Source organism: Nonomuraea composti, from assembly GCF_012034275.1.
Taxonomy (GTDB): Bacteria; Actinomycetota; Actinomycetes; order Streptosporangiales; family Streptosporangiaceae; genus Nonomuraea; species Nonomuraea composti.
In genome coordinates, this window is record NZ_JAATEP010000002.1 from 124276 (window position 1) to 150204 (window position 25929).

Genomic DNA, 25929 nt, shown 5'->3' on the forward strand with positions numbered 1-25929 from the left:
TCGATAAGGTACGTTCGCGTATCTAACCGGGGACACCGTAGATCACCGAAATAAGATACGCAAGCGGATCTAAGAGCCTAGGGACGGGCACGGCGATGATCACTGGGCCGGACGCCGCGCAGCCGCTTGAAGGCCACGCTCAGCGCGAACGCGTTCGCGTACCCGACCCTGCGCGCGATCGCGGCCACCGTGAGGTCGCTCTCCCGCAGCAGGTCCGCGGCCAGGGCGACGCGCCAGCCCGCCAGGTACGCCATGGGCGGCTCGCCCACGAGCGCGGTGAACCGCCGGGCCAGCGCCGCCCGCGACACCCCGGCCTCGGCCGCCAGCTCCGCCACCGTCCACGGATGGGCGGGCGCGTCGTGCAGCAGCCGCAGCGCGGCGCCCGCGACCGGATCGTCCAGGGCCCGGCACCAGCCGGGGACGCTCGCGTCCTGACTGGCGAACCAGGCGCGCAGCGCGGAGACCAGCATCAGGTCCAGCAGGCGGTCCAGCACCATCTGCTGCCCCGGCCGGTCGCGGGCGATCTCCTCCGCGACGACCCCCGCCGAGGGGAACGGGCCCGCCTCGGCCGGCACCACCAGCACCGGCGGAAGGGCGCGCAGCAGCCGCTCGCTGAGCTCGCCCCGGCGCTCGAACGTCCCGCTGACCAGCACGGCACCCTCCTCACCCGGGGCGTCACAGGTGAGGGTGGCGGCGCGCTCGACGCCGCCGGCGCCCGGGCAGTAGTCGGCGGCGGTCACCTCCAGGGCGGGCGCGGTCGCCGGGTCGTCGGCCACCGTGTAGGGCGCGTCGCCCCGGACGACGGCGATGTCGCCGGCCGCGAGGCGTACCGGCTCGTGGCCGTCGGCGACCACCCACGCGTGGCCGCGCAGCATCGTGGCCAGCGTCAGCGGGGCGCCGCTCCCCATCCTCAGTGCCCAGGGCGGGCGGATGACCGCCCGACGGAAGACGGCGCCGCGCGCCCGCACCTCCGCCAGCAGCTCCGACACGGCATCCACGACCGCCAGCCTAGACGCTGAGACATCGACGTGAGCCTTCCAGCCATGGAACGTCTCAGCGCCGGCCGGTTGACTGGGCGCCATGTCTGAGCAACCGATTCTCGTCACCGGAGCGACCGGCAAGACCGGCCGCCGCGTCGTGCGCCGCCTGCGCGCCCAAGGACTGCCGGTCCGGGCGGCCGCCCGCGGCGGCGAGCACGCCTTCGACTGGGCCGACTCCGGCACCTGGGACGCCGCCCTGCGCGGCGTGCGGGCCGCCTACATCGTGCAGGTGGACGGCACGAAGCTGGTGCGCCCGTTCGTCGAGCGGGCCGCCCGGCACGGGGTGCGGCGCATCGTCCTGGCCTCGGGACGCGGCATCGACCTGCCCGGCTACGCCAACGACCGCGACGGCGTCCTGGAGGGCCTGCTCGACAGCGAGGCCGCGGTGCGGGAGAGCGGCCTGGAGTGGACGATCACCAGGCCGGGCTGGTTCGCGCAGAACTTCAGCGAGGGCTTCTTCGCCGACGCCGTCCGCGCCGGCGAGCTGCGGCTCCCGGCCGGCGACGGGGCCGCCAGCTTCGTCGACGCCGAGGACATCGCCGCCGTCGTCACCGCCGCGCTGACCGGGGACGGGCACGCGGGCCAGGTCTACGAGCTGTCCGGCCCCGAGGCGGTGACCCTGGCCGAGGCGGCCGCCACCATCTCCGAGGCCACCGGCCGCGAGCTCCGGTACGTGCCGATCTCGCCCGAGGAGTACGTCGCGGAGCTCGTCCACCAGGGCTGGCCGCCCGCGGACGCGGCGGCGTTCGCGGACGTCATCGAGCCGCTCAGGAACGGCACGGACGCCTACGTCTCCGACGGGGTGCCGCGCGCGCTCGGCCGCCCCGCGAGGACGTTCGCCGAGTTCACCAAGGCCACCACGGCCGAGGGCGGCTGGCCCACCTGACACGGGGCCGCCACCCACCCGCTGCCGGCATGGTCCGGCTCACCTCAGCCCGGCCGGCGACCGCACCGATCGGGCGAGCGGCGCCGAGCGGGTGAACGTGCCGGGGAACGCGCCCGGGAGCGCACTCGGCCGGACGCGTTCGCGGTGCACCGCGATCAGCACCCCGGCCGCCGCCATGCAGGCCACGATGGACGAGCCGCCGTACGACACGAACGGCAGCGGCACCCCCACGATCGGCGCCAGCCCCAGCACCATGCCGACGTTGATGAACGTCTGCGTCGCCAGCCAGCAGGCGATGCCCGCCGCCGCCAGCGTCCCGAACGGCGTCAGGCTCTCGCCGGCGATGCGCAGCGCGCGCCGCAGCACCGCCCACAGCAGGACCAGGATCAGCGCCGCGCCGGCGAAGCCCAGCTCCTCGCCGGCGATGGTGAAGACGAAGTCGGTGTGCTGCTCGGGCACGAACCGCCCGCCGGTCTGCTCGCCCCGGAACAGCCCCCGGCCGAACAGCCCGCCGGAGCCGACCGTCACCAGCGCCTGGGCCGCGTTGTAGCCGGCGCCCTGCGGGTCGGCCATCGGGTCGGCGAACGTGAGCAGCCGCTGCACCTGGTGGGGCCGCAGCAGCCCGAGGAACCAGGCCGCCGCCGCGGCGCCCACGCCCGCGCCCGCCAGCAGGAGCAGCACCCGGCGCCGCACCCCGGCCACCACCAGCATGCCGCCGGCCGTCACCACCATGATCATCGCGGTGCCGAGGTCCGGCTGCGCCATGATCAGGCCCAGCGGCAGCGCGGCGGCGACCAGGGCCGGCAGCACGCGAGGCCCGCGCCGGCCGTCCGCGCGGTCGCCGAGCAGCACGGCCAGCATGAGCACCAGCGCGACCTTGGCCGGCTCCGACGGCTGCAGGTCCAGCCCGCCCAGCGACAGCCACGACTGCGCGCCGTTGGCGGTGCGGCCCAGCGGCGTCAGCACCGCCGCCAGGCCGAGCAGGCAGACGGCGTACGCGGGCAGCGTCCAGGCCCGCAACGCGGCGGGCCCGGCCAGCGCCAGCGCGGTCATCACGGTCAGACCGACGAGCACGTGCACGATTTGGCTCTTCAGGTACGTCTGCGGGTCCTGGCCCGCCACCTGCATGCGGGGCCTGGTCGCCGACCAGACCAGCAGGACGCCCAGCACGCCGAGCGCGGTCACGGGCACGAAGACGCGCCAGTCCAGCCGGCGCACCACGCTCACCATCGCTTGTCCCGGGGCAGGGCGGGCTTGCGGCCCTCCAGGCCGTACATGCCGGACCAGATCTCCCGTACGGCGGGCGCGGCGGCCTCGCCACCGCCGCCGCCGCGCGAGACCACGACGACCACCGCGTACCGGGGCTTGCCGGCGGGCGCAAACGAGGCGAACCAGGACGTGTCCTCCGCCCCGTACGCCTCGGCGGTGCCCGTCTTGCCCGCCACCGGCAGCTTGCCGAGCGGGAACCCGTCGAAGGCGCCGGCGGCCGTGCCCGACCTCGGCACCTCCGCCAGGGCGTCGCGCATGAACTCCAGCGTCGCGGCCGGGACCGGCAGGCGCCCGGCGACCGGCGGCGTCACCTCGCGCAGCAGCGTGCCGTCCGGGCCGCGCACCTCCTTGGCGACCCGCGGGCTGAACAGCGTCCCGCCGTTGGCCAGCGCCGCGTACGCGCGCGCCAGCTGCAGCGGCGTGACCAGCACGTCGCCCTGGCCGATGGAGAAGTTCGCGGCGTCGCCGGCGGTCCACACGTAGCCGTGCGCGCAGTTCTCCGCCGCGACCGCCTTCAGGTAGGCCGCCCTGGCGGCGTCCTTCTCCTGCGGGTAGCCGGTCCGCGCCGCCCTGCACGACCGGTCCTTGGTCTGCTTCCAGTACGCCTTCTTCCAGGCCGGGTCGGGCACCCGCCCGGCGGCCTCGCCCGGCAGGTCCACCCCCGTCGCCACGCCGAACCCGAAGCCCCTCGCCATGTCCTGCATCGCGGTGCCGCCCTGCAGCCGCTCGGCGAACCGGTAGAAGATCGTGTCGCACGACACGACCAGGGCCCGGCGCAGGTCCATGACGCCGAGATCGGCGCCGCCGTAGTTGCGGAAGGACCGGTCCCCGATCCGGTACGAACCCGGGCAGTCGTAACGGCCCCGCAGGTCGTAGCCCGCCTTCGCGGCGGCGGCCGTGGAGACCACCTTCCACGTGGAGGCCGGCGGCCACAACCCCTGCACCGCCCTCGACACCAGCGGGCTCCCCGCACCCGACGTCAGCCGCCGGTAGTCGGCCTCGCCGATGCCGCCCGTCCAGATCTCCGGATCGTAGGAGGGGGCGGCGGCCAGGGCCACCACCCGGCCGGTCCGCACGTCCAGCACCACCGCCGCCCCCGAGTCGGCCTTGCCCGCCTTGCGCACCGCCCGTTCGAGCGCCCGCTCCACGACCGCCTGCACGTCGGCGTCGATGCTGGTCACCACGGTCGCGCCCGGCGTCGCCGGCTGCTCGCCGAGCGTGCGCAGCACCTGCCCCGCGCTGTCCACGACCACCTTCCTGCTGCCCGGTCTCCCGCGCAGGTCGCTCTCGTACGTCGCCTCCAGCCCGTCCTTGCCCACCAGGTCGTTCGAGTCGCCGGGGGCGAGGTAGCCGAGCACGTGCGCGGCCAGCGCGCCGCGCGGATGGTCGCGCACCGGCCGCGGCTCGGCCGTGATGCCGGGAAAGTCCTCCGGCCGCTCGGCGATCTGCATCGCCTCCCGCTCGCCGACGCCCTCGGCGACCGGGATCGGCTCGTACGGCGAGCCCGCCCAGCACGGCTGACGCGTCCGCGGCCCGCACAACCGCATCCGGTCTTGAAGGTCCTTGTACGGGCGGCCGAGCGCCTTCGCCAGCTCGCGCAGCGTCGCCCGGCCCCGATCGGGCTGCCGGGTCAGCGCCACCCGGTCCGCGAACACCGTCATCGCCGCCTTGTTCCGGGCCAGCGGGCGGCCCCGGTCATCGAGGATGCGCCCGCGAACCGCCGGGACGACGACGTGGCGTACGTGGTCGGCGACCGCCGCGGCCGTGTACCGCTCGCCGTCCAGGATCTGCACCTGCCAGAGCCGGCCGAGCAGGACGAGGAACAGCGCTGCCACCAGCACGTGCGCCAGCAGCAGCCGGAAGGGTTGAGAACGTCGCATCGGAGTGCCTTCTGAACGGTGCCCGGCCACGCCCGGCGATCAGCAGCCACACCAGGGGGCCGGCGAGCAGGTTGAACGGCAGAGCGGCCAGCGGGGCCCGGCCCGGCCAGCCGTCCAGGAGGAGGCCGGCGTGCTCGGGCAGGCCGTCGAGGAGCAGGGCGTACGCGGTGGCGGCGAGGCTGCCGGCCGCGGCCCCGATGAGGGCGGTGGCCCATCGGGGGGTCAGGCCGCGGTCGCGCGGGCGGCCCGGGAAACGCGTGCCACGCCCGCCCAGGCCGGTGCCGACACTGCGCAGGCCGGTGCCGACATTGCCCAGGCCGGTGCCGGCATCGCGCAGGCCGGTGCCCCCATCCCGCAGCCGGCCGCCCAGCAGGCCCATGCCGTAGCCGAGCAGGCACAGCAGCAGGGCCGTCCGGCCGACCGGCGGGGGCGCGGGCGGGACCAGGTCCGCCAGGAGACCCACGGCGAACCCGGTCACCGCCCCGGCGTTCGGCCCCCGAGCCAGGCCCGCCGTCACGGCCACCAGCATGACCAGATCGGGCCGGACCGGCAGCCGCTCCAGAATGGCCACCTGGAGCAGCGGGGCCAGCGCGACCGCCGCCGCGACCCTAATCCGCATCGGTGATCACGCCCAGCACGTCGAGGGTGCTGAAGGCGACGGCGGGGCGTACGAGAGCGGTGCGGGTGAGCTGGTCGCGGACGGGATCGACGCGTTCGACGGTCCCCACGGGGATGCCGGGCGGGTAGGGAGAGCCGCCGCTCGACCCGAGCGTCACCACCCGCTGCCCGGGACGCAGCGGCGCGTCGGCGTCGAGCAGCCGCAACGAGAGCAGCCGGTCACCCCGACGGCCGGTGACCGTGCCGATCTGCCCGGACCGGTCGCCGCTGCGGCCGGTGGCTGTGCCTGCTTGCCCGGACCGGTCACCGCCGCGGCCGGTGGCCGTGCCGATCGGGTTCGGGCCGGCCACGCGGACGCCGACGGAGGCGTGGGGTGCGGTGAGCAGCAGGACGGTGGCGACGTCCGGGCCCGCCTCGACCACCCGGCCGACCAGGCCGTCGGCGGTGACCACGGCGAGGTCGGGCCGCACGCCGTCCCGGGTGCCCGCACCGATCGTCACCACGTCCCCGCGCACCGCGACGACGCCGGCGGTCACCAGCGTCATGCGCGGATGGGCGGCCTGGAGCCGGTCGCGGCCGGCCTCGCGGGCGCGGGCCGCGCGTTCGGCCCACAGCTCGGCGGCCAGGCGGGCGTTGTTGCGTTCCAGTTCCTGGACGCGTACCTGATCGTCGCCGGACAGGGCCCGCGCGGGCGCGGTGACCGCCGCGAGCACCTGCTCGGCGGGCCCCGCCACGGCGGCGCCGGCGGCGCGCAGCACGGAGGCGTGCCCGCGCAGGTCGGCGGTGGCCAGCACGACGGCGCTCAGCGACAGCACGACCACCACGCGGCCGCGCCGCCCGGCGGCGCTCCCGCCCGCCACCCGCCCGGAGCCGGACACCCCGCGCACCCGGCCGGAGCCGCCGAACGGGCGCAGGCGGGGCCGCCGCTCCACGCGGGGGAGGGCACGCAGGGTCCGCTCCACGCGGGGGAGATCGCGCAGAGTCCGCACGGTCATCTCCTCGTCAACTCCTCGTGTCCGCGTTATCTCCGGGGCTCCGGCATGAGCACGCCCTGCAGCCGGTCGAACTCCTCGACGCAGCGCCCCGAGCCCAGCACCACCGAGTGCAGGGGGTTCTCCACCGTCCTGATGGGCATGCCGGTCGCGTCGCCCAGCCGCCGGTCCAGCCCGCGCAGCAGGGCGCCGCCGCCGGTCAGGGTGATGCCGCTCTTGACCAGGTCGCCGGCCAGCTCGGGCGGGCACTGGTCGAGCGCGGTCTGCACGGCGTCGATGATGGCGTGCACCGGCTCCTCGATCGCCTCGCGCACCTCGCCCGCCGAGATCGTGACGGTCCGCGGCAGGCCGCTGACCAGGTCACGGCCCCGGATGTCGGCTTTCGGCTCGTCCCGCTGCGGCCAGGCGAAGCCCAGCGCCATCTTCACCTCCTCGGCGGTGCGCTCGCCGAGGAGCAGCGCGTGCTCCTTCTTCACGTACTGGATGATCGCCTCGTCGAGCTCGTCACCCCCGACCCGCAGCGAGCGGGCGGTCACGATGCCGCCGAGGGAGATCACCGCGACCTCCGTGGTGCCGCCGCCGATGTCGACGACCATGTTGCCGACCGCCTCGTGCACCGGCAGCCCGGCACCGATCGCGGCGGCCATCGGCTCCTCGATGATGTAGACCTTGCGCGCCCCCGCCTGGTAGCCGGCCTCCTTCACGGCGCGCTGCTCGACCCCCGTGCAGCCGCTCGGGATGGCCACGACCAGGCGCGGCTGCGTGAAGTGGCGGCGGCGGTGCACCTTCTGGATGAAGTAGCGCAACATCTGCTCGGCCACTTCGAGGTCGGTGATGACGCCGTCGGCCAGGGGCCGGATCGCCACGATGTGGCCCGGGGTGCGGCCGATCATCTGCTTGGCCTCGTGGCCGACGGCGACGATCTTCTCCGTCCTGGTGTTCACCGCCACCACCGACGGCTCGTCCAGGACGATGCCGCGGTTGCGGACGTACACGAGCGTGTTGGCCGTGCCCAGGTCGACAGCCATGTCACGGCCGAGGAGATCGAGCAAGGACATGTCTCCCCCCATGAGAGAACGCCCGGCTCTCCGCCCGCGCCGACGGGTCGAGAGCGCCGGACGTCCATCAGTTCGACCAACTCTCCCTGTCTGAGTCGAGAAAAGTTATAACCGAAATATTAGCTTTTCTACAAGACGATCATGCGATTTGTCACCGACCGGCGCTGGCCCCACCGCCGGTCGGCGGTGGGGTGGCCTAGCATGCGGGCATGCGGACTGCGGCGGGCGTGGTGCTCGCGGGTGGGCGCTCCACGCGGATGGGGCGGCCGAAGGCGTGGCTGGAGTGGCACGGCTCGACGTTGCTGTACCGGGCCGCCGCCATCCTCGCCAGGACGGTCGGCGGGCCCGTGGTCGTCGTCGCCGCACCCGGGCAGGAGCTGCCGCCGCTGCCCCCGGGGGTCTCGGTGGCCGCGGACCCGGTGGAAGGGCTGGGCCCCATGCAGGGGCTCGCCGTAGGGTTGGCGGCGGTCGCCGGCAGGGCCGAGGCGGCGTTCGTGTGCTCGACGGACCTGCCGTTCCTGCACCCGGCCTTCATCCGGCGGGTCCTGCGCGGCCTGACCCCCGGGGTGGACGTCGCGCTGCCGGTCGCCGGGGGTTTCCGGCAGCCGCTCGCCGCCGCGTACCGGACCTCGCTGGCGGGGCTGATCAAGGACCTGCTGGACGCGGGGGACCTGCGGCCGGGCATGCTGTTCCAGCACTGCGAGGTGAGCCGGCTCGGCGAGGCGGAGCTGCTGGCCGACGCCGAGCTCGCCCGGCACGACCCGGCGCTGGAGTCCGTCCTGAACGTCAACTCCCCGGACGACTACGCGACCGCCAGGGCCCGCCGTCCGCCGCAGGTCGTCGTGGAGGTCTTCGGCGCCCTCGCGAGGAACTGCGGAGAGGGGCCGCGCGCCGCTCGCGCGCAGAACGATGGGGACGGACCGCTCGCCGGACGAGCGGAGCACGGCGGAGGCGGCCCGCACACCGTCCCCGCCGCCACGCTCGGGGCGGCGGCGAGGGCGGTCGGGCTGCTCCTGGACCGGCACGTGGTGGTCGCGCTCAACGGGCGCCGGGTCACCCCCGAGGAGGCTTTCCCTCTGGTGACGGGCGACACCATCGCCTTCCACCCGGCCGACGCCGCCCGCTGAGGCCGAGGCGCACGTGCTGGTCGCGAGCGCCGCGAGGCCGGGGCGCACGCGATGGCCGCGAGCGCCGGCGGCGGCCGGGCGACCCCGTGCCCGGCGCCGGACGGAGGGCTATGCGCCCGCCTCCGCCAGCAGCCGGGCCACGTACTCCTGGGAAGGCGGCCCGCACCGGGTGAAGACCTCGCCGATGGCGGCGTGCAGGGCGGGCAGGGCCCAGTCGCGCGGCAGCAGCTCGGCCGGGAGCGGCGGGACCCGCACCGTGTCCACCAGCGCGCCGCCGAACAGCCGGACGTAGGCGGCCAGCGTCGCCCCGTCCGGCCCGAGAGGGGCGGTCCAGGTCCGGACGGCGGCGCGCAGCCGGGCGGCGTGGTCGCGGAAGCGGTCGTTCAGCTCGCCCAGGTCCCACGCCCGGTAGGCGATCTCGGCGGCGTCGGCCGCGGACAGCCCGACGTGCCCGTAGTAGACGGTGCCGGCCGGGGGCGGGCCGCCGAGTTCGGCGGCGAGCTGGGCGCGCCGGTCGGTGGGCGAGATCAGCACGCCCGGCTGCATGAGCCCGTAGCGGGCCAGGGTGGCGGCGCGCCGGAGCCGGTCGCGGTAGGCCCGCTGCGCCTCGGGCACGGTGTAGAAGATCGCGTGGAAGCGGCCCTCCCAGGTGGGTGGCGGCGTGCCGCGCCGGTCGCCGGCGCGGCGGAAGTCGGCCAGGAAGTTGCCCGCGAGGTGGTAGTCGGCGCCCCGGCCGCGCGGTGTGGCGGTGAGCAGCCCGTCGCCGCGCATCCTGGCGATCAGCGAACGCGCCGCGCCCGCGCTCAGCCCCAGATCGGTGAGCAGCCGCACCAGGACGACCCCAGGCAGGGACTCGCGCCTGGCGACCCCGTACAGGAACGGGACGAGCGCGGTGTTGGCGCCCCGCGAGACATTGGCCGGGCCCTCATGACCTGTTACGCTTTCGCTCACGGTCGTGAGTGTATACGGCACATGAAAGGGTGGGCTCGAAGATGACGGAAAGCCAGGACCGGCGTGGCAGGGCCCTGTCGTCGCTGCTCAACCTCCTCCCGTCGGTCCTGTTCGGCGTGGTGCTGCCGTTCGTGACCTACGGGATGCTGACCGATCGCGGCTACGCGCCGGTGACCGCGCTGCTGCTGGCATCGCTGTGGCCGGTCGCCGACCTCGTCCTGTACCTCGCGGTGAAGCGGCGCGTCGACGAGTTCGGCCTGATGATGCTGGTCCTGCTGCTGCTCGGGGCGCTGGGCGCGCTCGTGTTCGACAGCCCCCGGCTGTTCTTCGTCAAGGACGCGGCGATCACCGGGCTGCTGGGGCTGACGTTCCTGGGCAGCCTGGCGCTGTCCCGGCCGATCATGTTCTACCTGGGCAGGAAGTTCGCCACCGACGGCACGCCGGAGAGCCTCGCCTACTGGAACGGCCTGTGGCAGTACCCGGGCTTCCGTCGCACCCAGTACCTGCTGACGGGGGTGTGGGGCGGCGCCTTCCTGCTGGAGGCGATCGTCGGGGTGCCGCTGGCGTACGTGCTGCCGACCCAGGCGATGCTGCTGGTCGGCAACGTGCTGCCGATCGTGGTGGTGGCGGCCCTGATCACCTGGACGATCTTCATGGCGAAGCGGGGCCGCGCCCGCATGGCCGCGGCCCGGTCGCAGTGACCGTACGGCGCTAGCGCGCGCGGGCCGCGGCGTGGCCCTCGTCGGTGCGGGCGCCGGACAGGATGGCGTCCAGCAGCCCGGGATAGCGGGCGTCCAGGTCGTCCCGCCGCAGGACGAGCAGGTTCTCCCGGCCTGAGGGCTGCTGCCAGATGACGCCGCTGTCGCGCAGCACCCGCCAGTGGTGGGTCATGGTGGACTTCGCGGTGATGCCCAGCGTGTTCAGGACGCTGGTGCAGTTGTGCTCGCCGCCGGCGTCGAGGATGCGGACGACGGCCAGGCGCACGCCGTTCCCCAGTGCCGACAGGACGTCTTCGATGCGGATCTGGTCGCGGTCGGGATGACGGAAGGCCATGGTCCAACTGTACCGCGATTGTCGAACTATCGCCCTTTCTTCTGGCATAGTACGACTGTACGTATGTACGCGTACTGTCATGACGGGCTCCCGCATGCCTGTCACCGCCTCCCTTGAAGGGCGTTACATGTCCACTCCCTCCGTGCTGCCCGCACCCTCGGCGGGCGCCGTCAAGCCGCGACTCGGCTGGACCCTCGCGCTCCTCGCCCTGGCCCAGCTCATCTACGCGCTCGACCTCAACATCGTGTTCGTCGCGCTCCCGCAGATCGGCGCCGACCTGGGCTTCCCCGGCCAGACCCAGCAACTCGTCGTGAGCGCCTACGTCGTCTTCGCCGGCGGCTTCCTGCTGTTCGGCGGCCGGGCGGCCGACCTGCTCGGCCGCCGCCGCGTCTTCGTGCTCGCCCTGGCCCTGTACGCGGTCTCGTCGCTGGCGGGCGGCCTGGCCGGCAGCCCCGCCGTCATCATCGTCGCCCGGGCCGTGCAGGGCATCGGCGGCGCGCTCCTCCTGCCCGCCACGCTGGCCCTGCTCAACAGCCTGTTCGCCGAGGGCCCGCAGCGCAACCGCGCGCTCGCGGTCTGGGGCGGCGCCGGCGCCAGCGGGCTGACCATCGGCGCGCTGCTCGGCGGCCTGCTCACCCAGCACTTCGGCTGGCCCGCCGTCTTCTACGTCAACGTCCCCCTGGCCGGGCTGGTCGCGCTGGCCGCCCTGGCCGTCATCCCGCGCGACCCGGCCAGGGGAGAGCGGCGCAGGTTCGACATCCCCGGCGCGCTGACCGTCACCGGCGGCTCGACCCTGCTCGTCTTCGCCCTGGTCGAAGGGCCCGAGCTGGGCTGGGGCAGCCCGCTGGTCGTCGGCGCCTTCGTGCTGGCCGCCGTGCTCCTGGTGGCCTTCGCGCTGGTCGAGGCCCGCAGCGCCGACCCGCTCATGCCGTTCCGGCTGTTCCGCAACCGCAGCCTCACCGTCGGCATGCTGGTGACCTTCATCTACATGGCCACCTTCGGCGTCCTGCCGTACTTCCTCACCGTCCTGATGCAGAGCATCCACGGCTACAGCGCCCTGCAGACCGGCCTGGCCTTCCTCATCCCCTCCCTGGCCATCGCGGCCGGCACCCAGGCGGGCGAGCGGCTGGCCACCCGGCTCGGCACCCGCGCCACCCTGCTGATCGGCTTCGCCATCGGCGTGCCCGGCACCGCCGTCCTCGCCCTCGGCTTCGACGCCGAGGCCTCCTACGGGCTGCTGGTGCCCGGCCTCATCGTCTCCGGCCTCGGCCAGGGCATCGTCTGGACGGCCATGTGGATCGCCGCCGCCACCGGCACCGCCGCCCACGAGCAGGGCGTCGCCAACGGCATCGCCTCCACCGCCCTCAACATCGGCAACGCCATCGGCCTGGCCGTCTTCACCGTCATCGCCGACCTCGGCACCGAGGGCAAGACCGGCCAGGCCCTGCGCGCGGCCACGGCCGACGGCGAGTTCCTGGTCGTCCTGCTCACCGCGGCCGGGATGATCGCCGGCCTCCTCATCACGCTCGCCCTGCGCCGACGCGGCGAGGAGGCGCCCGTGAGCGCCGGCTGAGCACAGCAGCGGCCTCCGCCGGCGGCCTGCGGCTGCCGCCACGGCCGGAGCACCCCGGGGCGACGGCCCAGCGGGCGCTCCGGCCCGCCGCCGGCGGTCACGCGGGTAGGGTGGCCGCCAGCGGTGCGCCGAGCTGGATGTCGAAGTACGCCACGAGATCACCCGCGTGCACCCGGCCCAGATCCGCGTCGATGACGACGATCGTCCCCGCCACGATGCCGGTGAACCCCGTCCCGGACCGCCGCGCCTGCTCGATCCGCGCGGTGACCGGCCCGCGCACGGCCTCGCTCAGGAAGGTGAGCCCGCGCGGGAACTCCTCGGTGAGCGGGTGCCGCTGCCGCCCCGCCTGGATCGAGCTGCCGATGCCGAACCGCGCGGTGACGATCTGGTCGCCGCGGAGCGTGACGTGGAAGTAGCCGTTCGACTGGACGCGGGTGCACGACTGCTGCGGCGGGTAGAAGCAGTCGTACCCGCCCGCCTTGAGATCGTCCACGGCGGAGCTCATCGTGGCCGCGTAGTGCTCGGCGCCGAACGGCCAGCGCCGCACGGCGGCGCCGGCGGCGGTCACGAGCAGGCCGTCGAGGTCGGAGAAGCCGTAGTCCGCGTGCTCGTCGCGCCAGGAGGCGCGGGGGGCGCCGTCGTGCCACACCACCGGGTCCGGCTGGGCGCGGGCGAACGCGTCGATCTCCCGCCGCACGCGGTCACCGGCGCCGGGCCAGACGGCGTCGAGCGCGGGCGCGGCGGCGTCGGCGACCTGGGGCGGCTCGCCCCGCTGGTACGTCCCGTCCGCCGGCGCCGGGAACCACGCCCAGGCGAGCCGGTCCTGCCGGTCGAGCAGGAACTGCGCGCTCTGGGGCCGCACGCTGCCCGTCTCGTCGCGGTGCCCGATCCTGCACCACAAGGCCCGGCCGTCGGCGTTGCTCCTGACCTGCGCGCAGAACCAGCCCGCCCGCGTCAGCGGCCGGGTGAGCGCCGCGGCCGTCCCGCCGGCCGGTACGGGGACGGCCCGCGAGTCCTCGCCCGCCGCCGCGTGCGCGTACACCTGGTCAGGGGGCAGCGACGGCGGCTCCGGCGACGACGCGCAGCCGGTCGGCGCCGCCAGTCCGAGGAGGGCGGCGAGCACGATCGTCCTGACCTTGATGGAGCGCACGGACGGGTAGCTTACGAGGAAACCGCCGGTGGAGTGCGGCCCTCCCCGCACCCGGCCCGGTCCACCGCCGGGTCCACGATCCCCGCGACGACGGGGACGTCACCGCCGTCCCTGACCACGACGATCGCGCCGCACCCACGCGGAGCGACGGTCGCCAGGTCAGCGGGTGGATTCGCGGATCATGAGGTCGAACGGGGCGACGTACTCGCCGGTGGGCCGGGAGGGGGCGTGCACGCGCTGCACCACCAGTTCGACGGCCTTCTCCGCCATCCACCGATGGTCGGGCGCCACGGTCGACAGCGACGGGACGAGGAACCGCGCCTCGGGCACGTCGTCGAAGCCGATGAGGCGGACGTCGTCCGGGACCCGCAGGCCGCGGTCGGCCAGGCCGCGCAGGACGCCGATGGCGATCGTGTCGGTCACCGCCACCAGCCCGTCCACCTCGTGACCGGAGTCGACCATGCGGTGCGCGGCGGCGCGGCCGGCTTCCATGGTCATGCGGTCGAGGGGGAAGAGCAGGGGCGGGTCGGCGGCGAGGCCGCGTTCGGTGAGGGCGTCGAGGTAGGCGCGGTAGCGGCGGGTGACCACGTTCACGCCTTCGCGGGCGGGGCCGGAGACGATGCCGATCCGGCGGCAGCCCTGGTCGGCGAGGTGGCCGGTGGCCGCCTTGATGCCGGCCTCGTTGGGCATGGAGACGTGGTCGAACCGGCCGCCGAAGTCGCGCTCGCCGAGCATGACGATGGGGTAGCCCGCCTCGGTGAGCCGCTCGTCGAGGCCGTCGAGGGCGACGGCGCTGAGGATCAGGCCGTCGAACTGCAGGAGGCGGGAGTGGGCGAGGGCGTCGGCCTCGCCGGTCTCGGCGGCGCCGGTGCGTTCGATGGCGACGTGGTAGCCGCGGCGGGCGGCCGCGTCGATGACGAGGTCGGCGAGGTGGCTGAAGTAGGGCAGGTCGATCTCGGGCACGGCCAGGCCGATGACGCCGGTGCGCCCGGACTTGAGGGTGCGGGCGGAGACGTTGACGCGGTAGCCGGACTCGCGGATGGCCTCCAGCACCCGCTGGCGTACGAGGTCGCCGACGCCGCCGCGGTTGTTGACCACGTTGGAGACGGTCATCTTCGACACCCCGGCGAGCCGGGCAACGTCCTCCATGGTCACCATGTCGCGCCCCGTGTTCCGTGGGTTCGTCGTGGCCGTTCCTGGCGGAGGCCGTCGTCGGTCCCCGAGTTTATCGCGGCGCGGACGGTCCACGAGCGCGGGTGAAGGGCCCGGCCGCCACCCCGGGCCCTCCCCGCGGAGGATCAGGTGAGCTGGATGTAGTCGAGCTCGGCGTACCCGGTGCCGCCCGCGAAGTAGGGCGAGCCCTTGGCCAGGCGGATCACGTTGTAGCCGGCCCGCAGCGTCACGGTGGTGCTGACCGTGGCGCCGAACTGGCCCCACCCGGCGGTCGGCGGGTAGCTGACCGTGCTCCAGGCGCCGCCGTTGTAGGCCAGGCCCTGGGTGGCGGTGGCGCCGGTGCCGTTGGCGTAGCCGATCGTCATCGTGTACGCGCGGGCGGTCGGCACGTTGACGACGAAGTCGACGTAGCTGTCGGTGCGCGGGGTGCCGGAGTTGTCGATGCGGCCGACGTACCCGCCGCCGGACGCGCTCGCGGAGGTGAGCCGCTGGGCGCGGAAGACGGAGGCGTTCTCGGCCTCGTAACGCTGCTGGTAGGCGGGCACGCCGGCGGCGGGCTCGACGACGAGCTGGTACGCGCTGGTGGCCACCATGTTCGGCACCGAGACGCTGAGCTGGCCGCCCGAGACCGTGCGGGTGCCGGTGGAGACGGTGGTGGGGGCGGCGACGCCGGTGAAGCGGCCGCTCGCGGGCGTGGACAGGAGGGTGACGCGGACGCTGGAGCCGAGCGCGCCGAGACCGGTCAGGTTGATCGTGTTGGTGCCCGCCTCGTCGCCGAAGACCACGTTGACGATCTTGCGGGTGGGGTCGTAGGCGGCGAACCCGTCCAGGCCGCTCTGCCCGCCCGGCGTGGTCGTGACCATGTTGCCGGCCATGTCGCCGTACCACTTGTAGAGCCACCACGTGCCGGTCGGCTGGTTGTTGTTGACGACCAGGCCGTTCATGGTGCCGTACTCGTACCAGAAGGCGCGGTGCGCGGACTCGACGCCGGCCCGCTCGAACTTGGCGACGTAGCCGGCCACCCGGCCGGGCACGTCCACCTCGGCGGGGGCGGCGTACTCGTTGATGGAGATGCGGCGCGGGCTGATGCCGAGCGAGGCCTCCAGGTTGCGGTAGTCGGCGATGTCGCCGGCGATCCTGGCGGGGTTCTGCAGCTCGTGCCAGCAGATGATGTCGGGCAGCGTGCCGGTGTCGCGGGCGTGGGTGAGGAACGACTGCATCCACGAGCGGCTGTAGACGGCGGTGCTCGGGCCGACGATCGGCGTCTGCGGGTCGAGGGCGCGCACCGCGCGGAACGTGCGCGTCCAGCCGTCGTTGAAGGCGCCGGCGGCGGCGGTGTTCCAGGTGTAGTCGGGCTCGTTCCAGAGCTCCCAGCCGATGACGTTGGTGACGGTGGTGGCGTTGAGCCGGGCCCGGACCATGGTGTCGACCTTGGCCAGCCAGTCGTTCCAGCTCACCCACTTGTAGGGGAAGTCGGGGTAGATGTCGGGCATCCGGATGAACTCGCCGGCGCCGACCCGGGTGGCCTGCGGGGCGACGAGCAGGGAGTCGCCGCCGGGCGGCTGGCCGTTGGGCTTCTGGCCGACGCCGGGCGCGGGCTGCGTCAGCGAGTTCACCTTGAGGGGCAGCAGGGTGGAGTCGGCGGGGCGGGAGTTCTCGGCCAGGCCGTACAGGCCGCCGGAGGCCACGTGGGTGACGGGGCGGAACGGCTGGGCGACGTTGACGGTGAGGGTGGCGCCGGCCGCGGCGGCGGGGGAGGCCGCGACCGTCACCGACGTGGCGACGATAGTGAGCGCTAACATCAGCGAGCTGGCACGTGGACGCATGTCACTCTCCTTCGGGGTGGGGGGTGGAGGCGGGCAGCCATACGCGCATGCCCGCCGGGCCCCGCCGGGCCCAGGAGTGGTAGGGCCGCAGCGGGAGGTCGATCCATCCGGCGTCCCCTGGCGGGGTGGCCGGGCGGGAAAGGTAGGGCCAGTCCCCTCCGGGGCGGGCGGGGAGCAGGGCGCGGACGAGGGCGCCGCCGTCGCCGGCGCGGGGCGCGGAGCCGGGGTCGATGACGAGCGCGTCGAGGGCGGCGGGGTCCGGCAGGTCGCGGGACTCCGCGCACAGGACCTCGGGGCCGCGCTCGACGGCGACGCAGCCGCGCACCGCGTCGATGCGCGGGTCCGGCCAGGTGAAGCGGGGCTCGACGGGCAGGTCGAGGGTGATGGGCTCGCCCGCGCGGAAGGCCCGGCGGACGCGGACGAGGCCGGGGGAGACCTGCCGGGTGCGGCCGTCCTCGGTGAGGGTGGCGCCCGCCGCCCAGGAGGGGACGCGCAGGGTGAGCGTCCACGGGCCGGGGGTGCCGGCCGCGACGCGCAGGCGGACGGTGCCGGACTCGGGGTAGCGGGTCTCGACGTCCACGCCGACCGGCCGCCCGTCCGGCAGCTCCGCGCGGATCTCGCAGGAGGCGTACTGGTGGAGCTGCAGCCCGTCGTCGTCGGTGGTGGCGAGGTAGCCGTGCAGGCTGGCCAGGGTGCGGGCGACGTTGGTGGGGCAGCAGGAGACGTCGAACCAGGCGGCCCTGGTGCCGCCCTCGGCGCGCGGGCTCACCTCGTCCGGGTCGGCGGGCCGGCCGGGGGTGCGCTGGTGCAGCGGGTTGGCGTAGAAGAACGCGCGGCCGTCGGAGCTGGGCGAGGTCGCCACGACGTTGTAGAGGGTGCGCTCGACGAGGTCGGCGTAGCGGGGCTCGCCGGTGGCCAGCAGCAGCCGCCACGACACCATGATCGAGGCGACGCCGGCGCAGGTCTCGCAGTAGGCGCGGTCCGGCGGCAGCTCCCAGTCCTCGCCGAAGCCCTCGTCCTGGTGGCGCGAGCCCATCCCGCCCGTGATGTACGTCCGGCGCGCGACCGAGCGCTCCCACTGCCGCTCCACCGCGCGCAGCAGCTCGTCGTCGCCGCGCTCGACCGCCACGTCCACGGCCGCCGCCGTGAGGTAGAGGGCGCGGACGGCGTGGCCGCGCCACACCTCGGCCTCGCGGATCGGGACGTCGTCCTGGAAGTAGGCGCGGCCGAGCGGGATGTCGCGCAGCGTCCCGTGCCCGCGCCGGTCGAGGAACAGGCGGGCCTGCTCGACGTAACGCTCCTCGCCCAGGGCGCGGCCGAACTCGGCCAGGCCCACCTCGATCTCCGGGTGGCCGCAGATCCCGGCCCGCCCGTCCGCGCCGAACGTGCGGCACACGTGGTCGGCGGCCCGCCGCGCGAGGCGGACCAGGTCGTCCTCGCCGTGCGTGCGCAGGCGGGCGACCGCGGCCTGCAACAGGTGGCCGGTGTTGTACAGCTCGTGGCCGCCTTCGAGGTCGCTGTAGCGCGGCGGCTGGTCGCCGTGGCCGAAGCAGGTGTTGAGGTAGCCGTCCGGGTCCTGGGCGCGGGCGACGCGGGCGGTGAGCCGCTTGATCGCGGCCTCCGCCCCCGGGTCGCCGGTCCGCGCCGCCTCCCAGCACAGGGCCTCCAGCAGCTTGTAGACCTCCGAGTCGGAGAACGGCCAGCCGGGACGGTCGGGTCCGGTGGTGCCGTCGGCGACCCGGTCGAAGTTGGCCAGCCAGCCGAGGCGCTCCATCCACGACTCGCAGTGGGCGAGCGTGGCCGTGGCGTTCACGGCCTGCCGCTCGCCCCAGAAGCCGCCGGTGAGGGTGACCTGGGCGAGCCCGAGGGGGCGCACCCGGCCGTGGGAGGGCAGCACGGGGCTGCTCATAGGGCGAAACCTTTCTGTCAGTCCTTGACGGCGCCCGCGGTGACCCCGGCGGCGATGTAACGCTGCGCGAGGACCAGGAGGAAGGCCGCGGGCACGGACGCGATCACGGCGGTCGCCATGATCGAGTTCCATTGGGTGGTGTTGTTGCCGATGTAGCGGAAGATGCCGAGCGTGATCGGGATGACGTCGCTGTTGCGGTTGAGCGTGGAGGCGAAGATGAAGTCCGACCACGCCCACAGGAACGTGAACAGCGACACGGTGATCATGGAGTTGCGGCTGAGCGGCAGGATGATCGAGCGGAACGTCCGCCAGGTGCTCGCCCCGTCGAGCTGCGCCGCCGACAGCAGCTCGCCGGGGATGCCCGCCATGAACGCCCGGAACAGCAGCACCCCGAACGGCACGGCCAGCGTCGAGTCGGCCACGATGAGCCCCGGGACGGTGTTGAGCAGCCCGAGCCTGATGTAGATCGCGTAGAAGCCCATCGCCATGACGACCGCCGGGATCATCTGCGCGACCAGCAGCAGGAAGTCGATCGCCCGCCCGCCCCGCGGCCGCAGCTTGGCCAGGGCGTAACCGGCCGGCAGCGACACCGCCAGCGTGAGCGCCACCGTGCCCAGGCCGATGAACAGGCTGGTCGCCAGGGCCGGCAGCTGCTGGCCGAACGCCGCCGCGTACCCCTCGAAGGTGGGGTTCCACGGGAACCAGTGGGGCGGGTCGGCCCGCATGTCGCCCGTCCGCGTGAGCGAGACGTTGACCATCCAGTAGACCGGGAAGAGCATCAGCGCGACCAGGACGATGCCCGCCAGGGTCTTCCAGTGCCTCATGCCCGCTCCTCCCCGCGCTGCAGGCGGACGTGGATCAGCCCGGCGGCGAAGGCGATGAGGATCAGCAGGTTGCCGACCGCCGCCGCCGGGGAGAAGTCCGGCTGGCCGGTGCCGAACGCCTCCCGGTACGACCAGATCGCCAGCGTCGTCGAGGCGTCGGCCGGGCCGCCCCTGGTCATGATCCAGATGATGTCGACGACCTTGAGCGTGTAGATGAGGCCCAGCAGCAGCGTGATCGCCGACACCGGGCGCAGCAGCGGGAACGTGATGCGCCAGAACCGCTGCCAGGCGTTCGCGCCGTCCAGCCCGGCGGCCTCGTACAGGTCGGCCGGGATGTTCTGCAGCCCCGCGTACAGGATGACCAGGTTGAACGGCACCCCGAGCCAGATGTTGGCGATCGTGACCGCCAGCAGCGAGGTGTCGGGCGAGGTCAGCCAGTTGATCTGGCCGATCCCGAACGCCTGGAGGGCCGCGTTGACGATGCCGTTGTCGCTGTTGAGCATCCACGACCAGGTGGACGCCGAGACGATCAGCGGCAGCAGCCACGGCACCAGGAACATCGCCCGCAGCACCGCCGACAGCCGGAAGCCGCGGTGGAAGAAGACCGCCAGCGCCAGCCCGAGCGCGTACTGGGCGGCGATGGACACCAGCGTGAACAGCGCCGTGTTGCCCAGCGCGCGCAGGAACGCGTCGTCGGACAGGATCGCGGCGTAGTTGTCCAGGCCGGTGAACTCCGGGTTGCCCTGGATGAAGGCCCGCGGCGTGTAGTCGTGCAGGCTCAGCTCGATGTTGCGATACAGCGGGTAGGCGTAGAAGAGCAGCAGGTAGACCAGCAGGGGTGCGAGGAACGCCAGCGCGGTCCAGCGCACCGGCCGCCGCGCCGCCCGGTGTCCCGGGCGGGCGAGCGTCCCGACAGTGGAAGCCATGGACGATCCGATCAGTTGCCGGTGGCCTGCTTGGCCTGGGCCTGCGCCTCCTTGAGCGCGTCGGCCGGACTCGCCGCGCCGCTCAGCGCCTTCTGCACGCCGGTCCACAGCGCCTCGGAGATCTTCGGGTACTTGGTGCCGAGGTTGTCGCTGGTGCGGCCCTTGGCCGACTGCACCGCCGTGACCCACGGCTTCAGGCTCGGCTCCTTGGCCAGGATCGCCTGCTGCCCGTCGGCGGTGGAGGGGATGTAGTACGCGAACGTCGTGCCGGTCTCGACCAGGCCCTCGGGCGTGGTCATGCACTCGAGGATCTTCTTGGTCACGTCGTAGCGCTTGGTGTCCTTCTGCACCGGCACCGTGATGAACTCGCCGCCCGTCGGCGTGGGCGCGGTGCCGCCGGCCTTGGCCGGGATCTGCACGATGCCGGTCGGGAAGCCCGCCTTGGCGGCGCTGTCGATCTGCCAGGTGCCGTTCTCGGCGAAGGCGAACTCGCCGGTCAGGAACTCCTCCCAGGTGGTGTTCTGGGAGTTGCTGATGACGGAGTTGGGCGCCAGGCCGTCCTTCAGCCAGGAGCTCCACAACTGCAGCGCCTCGACCGCCTGCGGCGAGTCGAGCTGGGTGAGCTGCGCGCCGGCGCCCCAGAACCAGGGCAGGAACTGGAACGAGCCCTCCTCGGTGCCGATGGCCGCGAACGTGATCGGCTTCTTGCCCGCCTCCTTGACCTTCTTCAGCGCCGCGTTCAGCGACGCCCAGTCCTTGATCGTCTCCGGGTCCACGCCGGCGGCGTCGAGGATCTTCTTGTTGTAGTAGAGGGCGAGGGTGTTGGCGCCGATCGGGATGCCGTACGTCTTGCCGTCCAGCTCGCCGGCGGCGATGAGGTTCTTGTCGAACCGGTTCACTTCGAGGCCGAAGTCGGACATCGCGGTCAGCATCCCGGCGTCCGCCAGGGTGGAGACGGCCGGGTTGTCCAGCAGGATGACGTCGGGGGCGTTGCCCTCCTGACCTGCGAGGAGGGCCTGGTTGGTGAGGGCGGTCGTGTCGTAGGCGGTGCGCTGGATGGTGACGCCGGCCTGCTGGCCGCAGGCGCCGACCCGCTTGGCCCACGCGGAGCCCGCGTCGTGCTGCGGGTAGGGGTCCCACCAGGTGTACGCGCCGCCCTTCGCCTCGGCCGTGGTGGCGCCTTGGGGCGGGGTGGAGGCACAGGCGGTCAGGGCCAGGACGGCGGTGCCGAGAACGGCGGCCTTCGCGGACGTACGGTTCATCCGAGTACTCCAGTGTTAGCGCTCACAATGAGCGCCCTAGAACGGGTAGGGCTGTCTTCCCCAGGTCAGCGGGGGAGTGGGGGTGCGGTGCTGCCGAGTGAGACCAGCTCGGGAGAGATGAAGCGCACCACGAACGGCTCCTCGCGCGCCGCCTGGGACTCCACGCGGCGGACGAGCTGACGCACCGCCATGGCGCCCAGCCGGTCGGGTGCGCTCTCGATGTGCGAATAGGGCAGGGAGAAGGTCGCGGCGAACTCGGCCGAGTAACGCCCGATGACCGACAGGTCCTCGGGCACCCGCAGCCCCCGCGCGTAGGTGACGGAGGGCAGCGCCGCCGCGGCCGCCTCGTTGTTGATCAGCAGGCCGGTGGCCTCGGGATGGGCGTCCAGGAGCTGGTTGAGCAGCCGCCCCACCGCCGGCTGGCGGGACTCGCCGTAGACGGCGTGCAGGGTCACGCCGCGCTGGCGGGCGCGTTCGAGCGCGGCGTCGCGCAGGCGCCACACGTACGCGCCGCCCCGCTCCACCACGTGCTCCGGCTGCGAGACCAGGATGAGCTCGCGGTGGCCGAGCCGGTGCAGGTGGTCCACCATGACCCGGCCGGCCTCCTCGAAGTCGAGGTCGAACACGTCGAGCCCCGAGCAGTCGCCCGGCAGGCCCACCAGCGCGCCCGGCTGCGGCGCGGCCCGCAGGATGGGCAGGCGGGCGTCCTGCTCGGCGATGTTCATCAGGACGACGCCGTCCACCATGCGCGAGTCCGTGACGCGGCGCAGCGCCCGCACCCCGTCGGCCTCCGTGACCAGCAGGGTGTCGTAGCCGAGGTCGCGGGCCGTGTTCGTGACGCCCAGGATGTACTGCATCATCGCCGGCGCGAACTCGTCCTCGTGGAACTGGGCGAGCAGGCCGAGAACCTTCGTCTGGGCGGTGGCCAGCGCGCGGGCGCCCGCGTTCGGCGTGTACGCCAGCGCCTCGGCCGCCGCCAGCACCCGCCGGCGGACCTCGTCCGAGATCGGCCGCTTGCCCGAGAGCGCGTACGACGCCGTGCTCCGGCTGACGCCGGCCTCCCGGGCCACGTCCCCGATCGTCGCCACTTCCACCTCCACTCAACGTCGAACCGGTTCGACGATTTGCCGCAGAAACTCCTTCATCGTTGGCCGGGTCACGCGTTCGAAGGCTTGTCGGGCAGGCTTCCGCTGGCACGTGGCCCGGGATCTCACGGGCCGGCCGCCGCTGCTGTTAGCGAACCGGTTCAACGAATGACCTAGACAATCCCGCCAACGGCGGTGGCGGTCAAGGTGGCACGTCCCGGCTGATGCCGAATCGTGACCTGCCGCCACCCGCGCCCCCGGCCCGCACAGCCCACGGAGTCGCTGCGCGACGGGGGCTCGATCAGGTCGCGGGCGGCCGGGCGTTGGGGAACGGAATGGCTGCGCGCTCGGACGCCGATCATGGTCGCTCCGGACCTTGCCGGGAGCCGGTCAGTTCGCGAAGCCGCCGTGTGCTCGGGCGCCGAGCAGGTCGCGCAGCCGCTGCGCCACCGGATCGTCCGGGCGGGCCGGGTAGGCGATGCCCAGCCAGCCGCTCGCGTCCAGCCGCAGCAGGTCGTCGCGCACGGACGGGTCGGCGCCGCGTTCCAGGAGCAGGCGGGCCACTCCGAGCCGGCCGCCGAGGATCGCCCAGTGCAGGCCGGTCCGCCCCAGGTAGGGCGCGACGTCCGGACGCACGCCGCGATCGAGGAGCCACCGCACCACCTCGACCCGGCCGTGCTGGCACGCATGCACGAACGCCTCACCGACGATCTCCTCCGGATCGCCGGTCGGCGGCAGTCGCGAAGGGAAGCCCGCGCCGGTGTCGGCGAGGTCGGGGCGCGCCGTCGCGGCGCCCGGGAGCAGACCGCCGTCCACACCGAAACAGCCCCGCACCAGGTCCAGCCGCCCGCAGGCGGCATACGTCCACAAGGCGCCAGGGACGATCGCGCGCTCGGCGAGCAGATCGACGGCCTCGGTGTGACCGTGGTAGACGGCGTGCTCCAGCGGAGTGGCACCCCACTTCCGCACACCGGCGTCGGCACCCGCGTCGAGCAGCAGCCGCACGCAGGCGACCCGCCCGGAGCGCGCCGCCTGCACAAGCGGAAGATCCAGATCGGTGGCCTTACCGACCAGGACCTCGGCGGCGGCACGCGGCACACCCAGCTCCTTCCCGAGCCGGACACCCGGGAACGGCTCGGGGCCCGCGAGCATCTGCAGCAGGATGTCGGCCTGCCCGGCCGTCAGCGTGGCCAGCCGCTCGACGTCACCCGCCAGCAACGCCTCCACCTCCCGCCGCAACCGCCGCCGCGCCTCCCGCCGCTCGCCGAGCTCGCGCCGCGACTTCTCGGTGTACGACACGAGCTCCTGCCAGGTCGGGAACCCCAGCTCCCGCGCGATGACCAGCCGCGCATCCCGCAACTCGACGCCCACACCGGAAGCCTGACCGGCGGTCGTGCCGGTGTCCGAGGGGACGGTGGCGGGGGTCGTGTCGGCGTGCCCGGGCAGGGCGCCGGGGGGCGTGTCGGCGTGCCGGGGGACGTAGGCGCGCAACCGCCGCAGCGCGCCCGGATCGCCGCGGCGCAGCTCGGCGAGCAGGGTGGCGGCCATCGAGTCGTAGATGCCGGGCCTGACGCCCATGAGGCGGGAGACCGGCCGATCAGCGCCGCCGCCATCACCTTCGACGTGGCCGCGGAACTCGGCCCACGTGCGGAACCCGTGCTCCTGCGCGAGCACGAACTGGGCGTCGCTGAGCAGGAACCGCCCGCCGGCCCGGTCGCCGAGCACGTCGACGGCCCGCGCCACGGCGGCCGGATCACCCGCCGCGTAGGCACGCCGCAGCTGCTTCGCCTGCTTGCGGTAGTACTCCAGGCTCGGACGGGCCGGCAACTCGAAATGGCGCCCGAGGTGGTGCTCAGGCTGGCGCCCTGAGCGGTGCTCGGGCTGCCGCTCGGAGTGGTGCTCCGGATCGCGCTCGGAACGGCGTTCGGGATGGCGCTCGGGCATCGCGACCTCCTTCGTCGCCGAGGTCCGCTCGCCCGGCCGGAAAGAGGTGGCTCTCGCCCTGTGCGGTGACGCGCTGATCGAGGTGGGAAGATCCCTGCCCGCGGACTGGCAGCGCCCTCGCACGCTCCCTCCAGAGTAGTGACGGGCTGCGCGCGCGGGCAACCGCCGCCCGTCGCGCCGAGGAGTCAGGACGCGGCGGCCTCGCCTGCGACGGACGCGGCGGCCTCGCCTGCGACGGACGCGGCGGCCTCGCCTGCGACGGACGCGGCGGTCTCGCCCCCGATGCCCATCTCGTTGCCGTCCGCGTCATGGAAGACCCACTTGCTGACGCCGCCGTGCCGCTCCACGTCCACCGGCCGCAGCCCGCGCTCGGCGATCCGGTCCACCTCGGAGGCGGGGTCGTCCACCCAGATCATGCCCACCCCGCCCCCGGCGCGGGCGGCGTCCTCGATGACGTACACGTACCGGTCGTCGGCGAGCTGCCACACCGCTTCGGCGTCGTGCGGCCAGAATGACGGCTGCTTGCCGAACAGCTTCGTGTACCACTCGACCGCGCTCTTGCAGTCGCGGACGGGGATGCCCGCGAAGATGCCCACTGCCATGGCCGATCTCCTCTCCGCCGGAGCTCGTGGAAGCCCGGCTCGCCGAAGAGGAGACTCCGCGCGTCCGCCGAACTCATCGGTGCCGGACGGGCCGCCGTGTCGTCGGTTCCCTTCGTGTGACTCCGGTTCCATTGAAGTGACCGATCTCGGGCGTGTAGTCAGGAGACGCACGCCATCGTGGCTGCTCATCCCCGTCCAAGGTGAAAGGACTTCGTCATGCTCAGAATCGGTGTCATCCTCGGCAGCACCCGCCCGGGCCGCAATGGCGAGCAGGTGGCGCACTGGGTGCTGGAGCACGCCTCGCGGCGCACCGACGCCACGTACGAGCTGGTGGACCTGCTGGACTACCCGCTGCCGCACCTCGACGAGCCGATGCCGCCGGCGTACGGCCAGTACCGGAACGAGCACACCAAGGCGTGGGCCGCCAAGATCGCCTCTTTCGACGGCTTCGTCATGGTGACACCCGAGTACAACCACTCCACGTCGGGCGTGCTGAAGAACGCGATCGACTACCTGTTCGCCGAATGGAACCACAAGGCGTTCGGCATCGTGTCGTACGGGAGCGTCGGTGGCGCCAGGGCCGCCGAGCATCTGCGGCTGATCGGCGGTGAGCTGAAGCTCGCCGCCGTGCGGACGAACGTGGCGCTGTCCCTGTTCACCGACTTCCAGGACTTCAGCGAGCTGGCCGCCGGCGACCGGCAGGCGGCGACCCTGGCGACGATGCTCGACGAGGTCGTGGCCTGGAGCCGCGCCCTGGCCCCGCTGCGCCAGGCGGCCTGAC

Annotated in this window: 23 protein-coding genes; 5 read left to right on the forward strand and 18 right to left on the reverse strand. The window is 73.7% G+C overall.

The window, feature by feature from the left end; genetic code table 11:
- Positions 1-77: 77 nt before the first annotated feature.
- Complete coding sequence (locus tag HCN51_RS03405; protein WP_168006667.1) at positions 78-998, reverse strand: cupin domain-containing protein; 921 nt, start codon at positions 996-998, stop codon at positions 78-80.
- A gap of 82 nt (positions 999-1080) precedes the next feature.
- Here HCN51_RS03405 and HCN51_RS03410 point away from each other — a divergent pair, with 82 nt between their 5' ends.
- The gene (locus HCN51_RS03410; RefSeq protein ID WP_168006669.1) at positions 1081-1926 is read left to right on the forward strand and encodes an NAD(P)H-binding protein; all 846 of its coding nucleotides are present in this window, start codon (positions 1081-1083) and stop codon (positions 1924-1926) included.
- Between the two features lie 39 nt (positions 1927-1965).
- Here the strand turns inward: HCN51_RS03410 and rodA are convergent, their stop codons facing one another.
- The 5 genes from rodA to HCN51_RS03430 are packed head-to-tail and all read right to left on the reverse strand — an operon-like array spanning position 1966 to position 7743.
- The gene (rodA, locus tag HCN51_RS03415; protein WP_346433516.1) at positions 1966-3144 is read right to left on the reverse strand and encodes a rod shape-determining protein RodA; all 1179 of its coding nucleotides are present in this window, start codon (positions 3142-3144) and stop codon (positions 1966-1968) included.
- Positions 3145-3149: 5 nt separating this feature from the next.
- Complete coding sequence (gene mrdA / locus HCN51_RS03420; protein WP_240972427.1) at positions 3150-5009, reverse strand: penicillin-binding protein 2; 1860 nt, start codon at positions 5007-5009, stop codon at positions 3150-3152.
- Entirely contained in the window at positions 4891-5694 is an 804-nt protein-coding gene (gene mreD / locus HCN51_RS58915) for a rod shape-determining protein MreD (protein WP_240972389.1), read from the reverse strand. The genes mrdA and mreD overlap by 119 nt, the downstream gene beginning before the upstream one ends.
- Positions 5684-6688 (reverse strand): rod shape-determining protein MreC, encoded by a 1005-nt coding sequence (mreC, locus tag HCN51_RS03425; protein ID WP_168006675.1) that lies wholly within the window; start codon positions 6686-6688, stop codon positions 5684-5686. Before mreC ends, mreD begins: the two co-directional genes overlap by 11 nt.
- A gap of 26 nt (positions 6689-6714) precedes the next feature.
- Complete coding sequence (locus HCN51_RS03430; protein WP_155126734.1) at positions 6715-7743, reverse strand: rod shape-determining protein; 1029 nt, start codon at positions 7741-7743, stop codon at positions 6715-6717.
- A 209-nt stretch (positions 7744-7952) separates the two neighbouring features.
- Here HCN51_RS03430 and mobA point away from each other — a divergent pair, with 209 nt between their 5' ends.
- On the forward strand, positions 7953-8870 hold the full coding sequence (mobA, locus tag HCN51_RS03435) for a molybdenum cofactor guanylyltransferase (RefSeq protein ID WP_168006677.1): 918 nt from the start codon (positions 7953-7955) through the stop codon (positions 8868-8870).
- A gap of 108 nt (positions 8871-8978) precedes the next feature.
- On the opposite strand, the gene HCN51_RS03440 is transcribed toward mobA, so the two are convergent.
- Complete coding sequence (locus HCN51_RS03440) at positions 8979-9821, reverse strand: PaaX family transcriptional regulator C-terminal domain-containing protein (RefSeq protein ID WP_168006679.1); 843 nt, start codon at positions 9819-9821, stop codon at positions 8979-8981.
- Between the two features lie 41 nt (positions 9822-9862).
- On the opposite strand from HCN51_RS03440, the gene HCN51_RS03445 reads away from it, so the two are divergent.
- Positions 9863-10522, forward strand: coding sequence for a VC0807 family protein (locus HCN51_RS03445; protein ID WP_168006681.1), 660 nt, complete (start codon positions 9863-9865; stop codon positions 10520-10522).
- Between the two features lie 10 nt (positions 10523-10532).
- On the opposite strand, the gene HCN51_RS03450 is transcribed toward HCN51_RS03445, so the two are convergent.
- Positions 10533-10874, reverse strand: coding sequence for an ArsR/SmtB family transcription factor (locus tag HCN51_RS03450; RefSeq protein ID WP_168006683.1), 342 nt, complete (start codon positions 10872-10874; stop codon positions 10533-10535).
- Positions 10875-11001: 127 nt separating this feature from the next.
- Here HCN51_RS03450 and HCN51_RS03455 point away from each other — a divergent pair, with 127 nt between their 5' ends.
- Entirely contained in the window at positions 11002-12447 is a 1446-nt protein-coding gene (locus HCN51_RS03455) for an MFS transporter (RefSeq protein WP_206066519.1), read from the forward strand.
- Between the two features lie 97 nt (positions 12448-12544).
- Here the strand turns inward: HCN51_RS03455 and HCN51_RS03460 are convergent, their stop codons facing one another.
- The 10 genes from HCN51_RS03460 to HCN51_RS03505 form a co-directional block, all read right to left on the reverse strand.
- Positions 12545-13597, reverse strand: a complete 1053-nt coding sequence (locus HCN51_RS03460) for a hypothetical protein (protein WP_346433517.1) — start codon at positions 13595-13597, stop codon at positions 12545-12547.
- A 159-nt stretch (positions 13598-13756) separates the two neighbouring features.
- Positions 13757-14746 carry a LacI family DNA-binding transcriptional regulator gene (locus HCN51_RS03465; protein WP_206066520.1) on the reverse strand — a complete coding sequence of 330 codons (990 nt, stop codon included), beginning with the start codon at positions 14744-14746 and terminating at the stop codon, positions 13757-13759.
- A 149-nt stretch (positions 14747-14895) separates the two neighbouring features.
- Positions 14896-16596, reverse strand: a complete 1701-nt coding sequence (locus tag HCN51_RS03470; RefSeq protein WP_168006687.1) for a CBM35 domain-containing protein — start codon at positions 16594-16596, stop codon at positions 14896-14898.
- A 1-nt stretch (position 16597) separates the two neighbouring features.
- Positions 16598-18505, reverse strand: a complete 1908-nt coding sequence (locus HCN51_RS03475; protein ID WP_168006689.1) for a glycoside hydrolase family 127 protein — start codon at positions 18503-18505, stop codon at positions 16598-16600.
- A gap of 17 nt (positions 18506-18522) precedes the next feature.
- Complete coding sequence (locus HCN51_RS03480; RefSeq protein ID WP_168006691.1) at positions 18523-19329, reverse strand: carbohydrate ABC transporter permease; 807 nt, start codon at positions 19327-19329, stop codon at positions 18523-18525.
- Complete coding sequence (locus tag HCN51_RS03485; RefSeq protein ID WP_168006693.1) at positions 19326-20255, reverse strand: carbohydrate ABC transporter permease; 930 nt, start codon at positions 20253-20255, stop codon at positions 19326-19328. Before HCN51_RS03485 ends, HCN51_RS03480 begins: the two co-directional genes overlap by 4 nt.
- A gap of 11 nt (positions 20256-20266) precedes the next feature.
- Complete coding sequence (locus tag HCN51_RS03490) at positions 20267-21517, reverse strand: sugar ABC transporter substrate-binding protein (protein ID WP_168006695.1); 1251 nt, start codon at positions 21515-21517, stop codon at positions 20267-20269.
- Between the two features lie 65 nt (positions 21518-21582).
- The gene (locus tag HCN51_RS03495; RefSeq protein WP_168006697.1) at positions 21583-22605 is read right to left on the reverse strand and encodes a substrate-binding domain-containing protein; all 1023 of its coding nucleotides are present in this window, start codon (positions 22603-22605) and stop codon (positions 21583-21585) included.
- A gap of 387 nt (positions 22606-22992) precedes the next feature.
- On the reverse strand, positions 22993-24546 hold the full coding sequence (locus HCN51_RS03500; RefSeq protein ID WP_168006699.1) for an ankyrin repeat domain-containing protein: 1554 nt from the start codon (positions 24544-24546) through the stop codon (positions 22993-22995).
- Positions 24547-24731: 185 nt separating this feature from the next.
- Entirely contained in the window at positions 24732-25148 is a 417-nt protein-coding gene (locus tag HCN51_RS03505) for a VOC family protein (protein ID WP_206066521.1), read from the reverse strand.
- 216 nt (positions 25149-25364) lie between these two features.
- Between HCN51_RS03505 and HCN51_RS03510 the strand changes: the two genes are divergently transcribed.
- Positions 25365-25928: an NADPH-dependent FMN reductase gene (locus HCN51_RS03510; protein WP_168006701.1), complete on the forward strand. Its 564-nt coding sequence runs from the start codon at positions 25365-25367 to the stop codon at positions 25926-25928.
- The last annotated feature ends 1 nt before the right edge of the window (position 25929 follow it).